General features: G+C 44.9%; 1 protein-coding gene. It reads right to left on the bottom strand.

Annotated features, from left to right (window positions below; genetic code table 11):
- Positions 1–75 precede the first annotated feature (75 nt).
- Positions 76–6763 (bottom strand): hemagglutinin repeat-containing protein (locus ACFIQC_RS09005; RefSeq protein WP_375707070.1); only part of this gene is annotated, 6688 nt, incomplete at its 5' end.

Raw genomic sequence — 6763 nt, 5'->3', positions numbered from 1 at the left:
GCCCCATCGCCCTCTGTCCAGTTGTATCAGTAAGGATGATAGTCCCATCGCTGATAGCAGATTTGGTTTCCCCTTCTACTCCATCATGCGCTTTTTAGAGGCTTCAGCATTACGCTTTTTAGAGGCTACATCATTGTGCTTTTTAGGGGCTTCAGCATTACGCTTTTTAGGGGCTTCAGCATTACGCTTTTTAGAGGCTTCAGCATTGCGCTTTTTAGGGGCTACATCATTGCGCTTTTTAGGGGCTACATCATTGTGCTTTTTAGGAGCTTCAGCATTACGCTTTTTAGGGGCTACATCATTGCGCTTTTTAGGGGCTACATCATTGTGCTTTTTAGGGGCTTCAGCATTACGCTTTTTAGAGGCTTCAGCATTGCGCTTTTTAGGGGCTACATCATTGCGCTTTTTAGAGGCTTCTTCACTATATTTTTTATAGGCTTTATCACTGTATTTAAATCCTTCTTCCAGCAATTCTGTTGCCATTTTACGGTCTTCACCAGCTGTTTGTTCCAGCTTAGTGACATCTATTTGTGATACACCCTTATGAGCTTCAGCGGTATTACGGTTAAGGGAAGCTATGGTTTGATCAACGCCTTGCCCTGTTAATGCCTTCTGCCCTGCTTCATCAGTAATGACGATAGTGCCATTGCTGATAGCGGATTTGGTATATCCTTCCCTTGAATCCTGTTGTTCTGCATGATCTAAAACATTTTTGGCAATGTTTTTAGCGATGTCGTATTCGCCCATTGCACCACCCGCTGCAATGCTAATCCCATCACTGCTGGCTTTGGCACTCGCACTGTTGGTAATATCACTGGTGCTGATGCTTCCTGTGGTCAGGCTGTTTTTTTCTGCCAAGGCTGTGCTTTCAATAATACCTCCAGTCAGCGTTGTTTTATCTTTAACGGTGATCTCAAAGCCGTCATCACGGGCTTTAATGCCTGATTGTTCCACAACACTGTGATAATCGCTGGAGGATTGATCATTTTGGAAAGAGACGTTTATTGATGCACCATCAGGCTTTCCATTGCCTTTAACCCCAACAGAAACAGAGTTTTTTTTGCTGGAACTTTGTCCCGTATCACTGCGGCTGACAACGGTAAAATCACCTCCTACTTCCATTTTTACACGCTCTCCAGAAACCACTGCTCCTGCCAATGTGGTGTTTCCCCCACTGTTGGTGTGAACCGCGCCCGTGCCTATAATATGGGCGTTCTTTTGTTGAACCTGTTCACTGGAGCCTTCTCCTTGACTAAAGGAGGCATTGCCTGTTCCCTCTGCGCCACCGGTACCATAACTGGCTCCGATATTCATTGAAGCGCTTTGGTTATGGTTTTGTGTGCTTTGCGTGTTTTGCGCACTTTCAAAGGTAATGTGCTGTCCTGCATCCAAGTTGATATTCCCGCTCTGCGGATCATTGCCCAGCGCATAAACAGGATTGGTACCGGCAATAACGTCGGCTCCAACACCATGGATGCTGCCTTTGTGGGCTTTCATATTGACAGAACGCCCAGCTTCTATGCTATTGGTTACAGCAGTAGATGTCTGAGAAGACTTCTCTTCCTTTTCAGTCTTAAAGCCTACGGTAACACTGGTAGAAATATCCACCATTTTGAGAAGGGAATCTTTTGTTGATCCGCTCTTTATCCCATTATAGAGATCTTTGCCTTTGTTATAGAGATCTTTGCCTTTTAGACCAAGAATGATGCCATTGCCGATTTTGTGTTTTGTATCCCCATGACCAAAACGTTTTCCTGCATCCTTTATATCTTGTATGGTACTAAGAATGCCAACATTGATAGAACCTGTAACACCAGCAAAGAAATTTTCATGTTTTTTTTGTGTCTTAGAGATATCTTGGCTTTCCGAAAGCGTGATATTATTACCGGCATCAACACTCACATCACGACCTGCTGAAACATCGGCTGCTTGCAAGGTCACATCATTGTTCGCACTGATCCGCACATCTTGGCGTGCCGTGATGTGTGATTGTGTGGAAGTGGTTTCCCATTGATCGCTGGTGTCTTTCGTGCTCTCAACCCCAACTCCTACAGAAACACTGCTGCTGCTCTTTCCAAACTGAAAACCAAAACCTGAACGCTTTTCTTCAGAATTTGACTTATGGCTATTATGACCCACAAGCACATTGACATCACGAGCTGCCGAAAGGTTAATATTCTCACCTGCAAGATCAGAGCCAACAATTGTCACATCTTTTTTCTTAGCAGTGATGTTGATAGTGCCATTCGCATTGAGAGAAGAGCCTTGATGTTCAAAACTTTCTTCATTTTCTGTCTTTGTCTCACTCCCATATATCGATAAAAAGTCCTTGCCTGAACCCGCGCCCAAACCAGATGCATGTTCTTCTGAGTAGCTGCTATGGTGATCTGTCATACCATCAATCGTCACACTTTCTCCACTCACATTGATATTTTGACCGGAAAGCAGATGAGAAGCAGAAATCTTGGCTTCTCCTTGTGCGTCTAACACGATGTTGCCCGTCGCCCCAAGGATAGAGGAGACCGTTGTGGTATGCGATTGAGAACTATCGGACGATTCCTCATGCAAAAAGCTACTTGAAGACGATTGGTATTGCTGGTCGTAGTGTTCTTGAGCGCCTTTTATAAGAATATTCCCACCAGAATGAATAGAAATATCCGCTTTTGCTTGATCTGGTGTTTCCTCTTTTTTTCCAACAAGAAGCATCGACCCAATGATTTTTGTATCGTTGCCAGATTCAAAGGCTATCCCTTCACCGCCTGTTATACTTGAGCTCACGACTTGGGTAGCCTCAACATTATTATGGACTCTCTCACTAAATATTCCATCCTCTTTGTGATCAGACATCTCATAATTTAAGCTATCTTCTGCATTGTTGATTAAAATATCGTTACTGGCTTTCAGCCCCACCTTGCCCTTGGCATCTATATCGGAAGCAGAGACATGGATATCGTGCCCCGATATGATATCCATATTCTTTCCAGAACTTAGATGAGAGCCATTGTGCAAGGCAACATGGGAGGTTTCACTCCCATTCTGATTGTCCATACTGTTGCGTGTGGCATCAATCGAAATATTCCTCTCAGCTTGCAAGAGAAGTTTATCCGTTGCTTGAACATCTGAGCCTAAAATATTGAGATTTTTTCCTGATGAAAAGACTGTTGAACCCCCAGAACTGACTTCCGATTTATGATGCATGGTGGCATCACCCTGTTCATCATGGTAATGGGTTTCTGCTGAACCGATCGTCAAGTTGCCTTGTTCTGTAGCCATGGCAAGATCACCTCCGGTGGTGATCCCCACCCCTGAGGCGGTGATATCTTGCTTGGCAATCACGCTCGCATTGCCACCAGCAGAAAGCGCCTCGGTGTTTAATACTGTCTCCACGCCGTCAACCGTTGTGCGCCCTGCATCCAAACGAATATTCTTCTCCGCAAGGATAACAGCATCACCACCCGCCGCAAAATGCCCTCCTTGACTAAAGATATCCCCGCCATGCACATGCAATTGGTGGTTTGCCGCAATACGCCCTGAATTAGTTATTGTGGAATTGCTCGTATTTTGGCTGGTGATATTGACATCATCGCCCATGATCAAAGCCCCAGCAGAAACAAAGGAGGATCTGTCTTTTTCGGGGATGTAAAGCACCGGAGCATAAACATCCATGCCCCTTACACTTTGGCGCACATAAATCACCATTGGAGCTTCTAGGGACGCCAATTGTTCTTCACTCAAAGGCTCTCCAAAAATCAAATTGTGGGCTTTTGCATATTCTGCCCCGACATCCAGCAAGGTTTTGACTTGTTCAATGGCATCACTTCCTGGAATAAAGGAACCTTTGCCCAAACCTTGACCGACCAGATCACGCATTTGTTTTTCAATCAATTCCTTTTCAAAATAGGCATCGCCTAAGAAAAAAATCTCTCTGTCAGGCTTGTAGCCAATTCTGTTCAAATAATAGGCTGAGCCATAAAACTTGCCAACATCAAGGAATTCTGCCCGCGTTTCATAAATAAAATTCTGCTTGGGCAAGGTGCCACCAACCCCACCCGATTGAGGCTTTGGCAAAGGGAGACCCTCAGAAAGTTCCCCTGCATTATTGAGGTCCACTTTTGGTGTAAAGAGAGCGCCAGCCCCGGTTAAACCACTTAAGGACTCCAGTGGATTGCCTTCAACGGTTTTTGCTTCAAAATGCGCATCCCCTGTAATTGAACCTTCCGCTGCCGTGTTATTGAGTTGATCGACCACCAGATTTAAAGTGCCGCCCGCTTGGACAAGACCAGGAACGCTCTCCAAAGCTTCTGAACCAATCTGGCGATCCTTGCCATTGGCTATATCTAAAGAAACATCGCGGCTTCCATCAGCTTTATAACCATAACAACTGTCTGTATTAGCCTGACAACCAAGATAAGTGTTTTTATAAGCCGTTGCCCCTAAATTGGTCAGCACATTGGCGTGGATATCGGCATTTCCGCCTGCTCTCATAGAGCTATAATGGTTGTCAATGTTATCGGCGTTAATGATGAGATTGCCGTGAGATTGTATCATCCCCTGAATAGTGGGCTTATGCGAAAACCCCTGCGTGACAGTTTCTTCTGTCATATGTGACTGATTATTCCATTGATACCGTCTTATATTACTTTTTGTTTTATCATATTTCCAAGTAAATGCCCTATAAAATGCTCCATCTTCCAAAGTTGCCGTGCCATACGTTTCTTCTTTGTTAGCCCAAAGATTTTTATCAAATACAAATACTTCCCTAGGTATATACTGGTGTGCAATAACTATTGTTCTATCCTCAAAGTGACCCTTTCCCCAAAGGTTGGGACCATCTTGATATAACATCCCATCACTGAGTTGATCAGAACCCTTTGGTTTTTCGAATGAAATATCGCTATATTCCGTTTTTTCCGTGATGACGGGCGTGCTATCAGCTTCGTTTTTTAGAGTGTTGGTTTGGATATTTAAGTTTCCACCGGCTTGAATAAAGCCCGCTTTATTCACAAGCGAAAGGCTTTTTCCAGTACCAGCTGCATTGGTGAAAAATAAATTGCCTTCTGCCATTATGGTGCCAAAATCATTCAACAAAGCCCCATCAACTTGTAAAGCACCATTGCCCTTCACATAAATTAAGCCCGTTTTGTTGTTGGTCACATCCCCCGTCACGCTAAAGACTAAATCCTGCCCCGCTGCCAATTGACCGCTATTTTCAAGCTCCCCGGTTTTGATGATAAAATCTCGTGCTGCTAAAACCGATGTGAACTGATCCACCATAACGCCTGGAGCAACAAAAAGAATATCTCCAGTCCCTCCTTCATCGGTAATGGCTTGTAGCCGTGCATGGTGAATATCAAGAACATTGGTGCTTTGAAAATCTAAACCACCATAAATCAGCGTGCTGCCCGAGACATAAATATGATCCGCAGTTAAATATAGCGTTTGCGGCGTGTAAATATGAGAACGATCATTGCTCAAATCCAGTGTGTTTGCTGTCAATCTCACATCCCCCGTAGCAGACAGCACATTCTCAACGCTGATCCCTCCTGATACCGAGGTCAGGGTTGCACTGCCATAGCCAATGACCTGATCATAATAAATGTCGTTGCCAGCAAAAAGTTCAATATTGCCACCACTGATAATATGCCCAACCTTTATACCCTCTTGCGCTGTAGCAAAAAGGGAACCTTTATCATGAAAAACAAGAGCACCTGTAGGGTTTGAAGGGCTCACCTGAGAGTGAACAAAATCTAAACCTGTCATCAGTGTGCCTGCATCAAGACTTCCCACCTTTAAAACGGCATCATCACCCGTCATCAAAGAAGAAAAGTCAACCGCCCCACCATGAATGTCTGCTCTGCCATAGGCTAAAACTTGCCCAAAATGAATGCCGGCATGGGGGTCAACATGAATGGCAACATTGTGATGCGACAGAATTGTTTGGGAAACAGAGAGCCCATTATGAGAAACCAGGGTGATATCTCCTGCCCCATAAATACTTTCAGCAAAAATCGCACCTTGACTGCTCTGGAGATCAACATCCCCTTTTGTGCCAAGAACAAGGCTGCCAGCTGCTTGCGTGGCTGCCATATCAACCCCACCAGCTAAAAAATGGGCTTGTATATCACCACCGGCATGCGCCCTGAGATTGCCCCCAGCTAAAACAGTGCCACCAATATTAAGCGCTCCATCTGTTTCAAGTGTTACATCAGCGCCTGCGCCTAGCCCTGAAACTTGAAGAGCATGGTGCGAAGAAAGCTCCAAATTGCCCCCCGAGGTAGCTTTTCCGGCAATTGATAAAAGCCCATCCTGGGCATCTACGCTCAAATGACCTTCCGCGCCAACCGTTTCTAACATGACACCTTTTTTTGCTGCAATCGCAATATGCTTTTTGGATGTAATGTTCTCTGCATGAAGGGTATCGCTTTTTGATTGAAGAACAACACCCCCATGACCAAAAACATTCTTCAACGAGATTTTTCCGTCAGCAGAAAGATGCAACTGCCCCGCATTCGCTGCCATATCATGGCGCATGCGAACCCCAACTCCTTGTTCTGTTGCCACAAGTTTAATCTGATCCGCCTGGAGAGCCCCAAAAGCAGAACCATCTATCGCATATTCCGGTTTACCGGTAATATCGGTCAGTTCTTTCATTTCCCGTGAAGCATAATCAAAGTGACCCGTCCCTGCTGTCACACCAATTTCTCTGCCCGCAACAGCTCCTTCAAAATGCACTGTGCGTGAGACAATATCGACAATATCAACA

Origin of the sequence: Bartonella sp. AA126HLJHH, assembly GCF_042197425.1 — a bacterium.
Classification (GTDB): domain Bacteria; phylum Pseudomonadota; class Alphaproteobacteria; order Rhizobiales; family Rhizobiaceae; genus Bartonella.
Note: the sequence above shows the minus strand (reverse complement) of the source record. Positions and strands in the feature narration are given on the sequence as shown.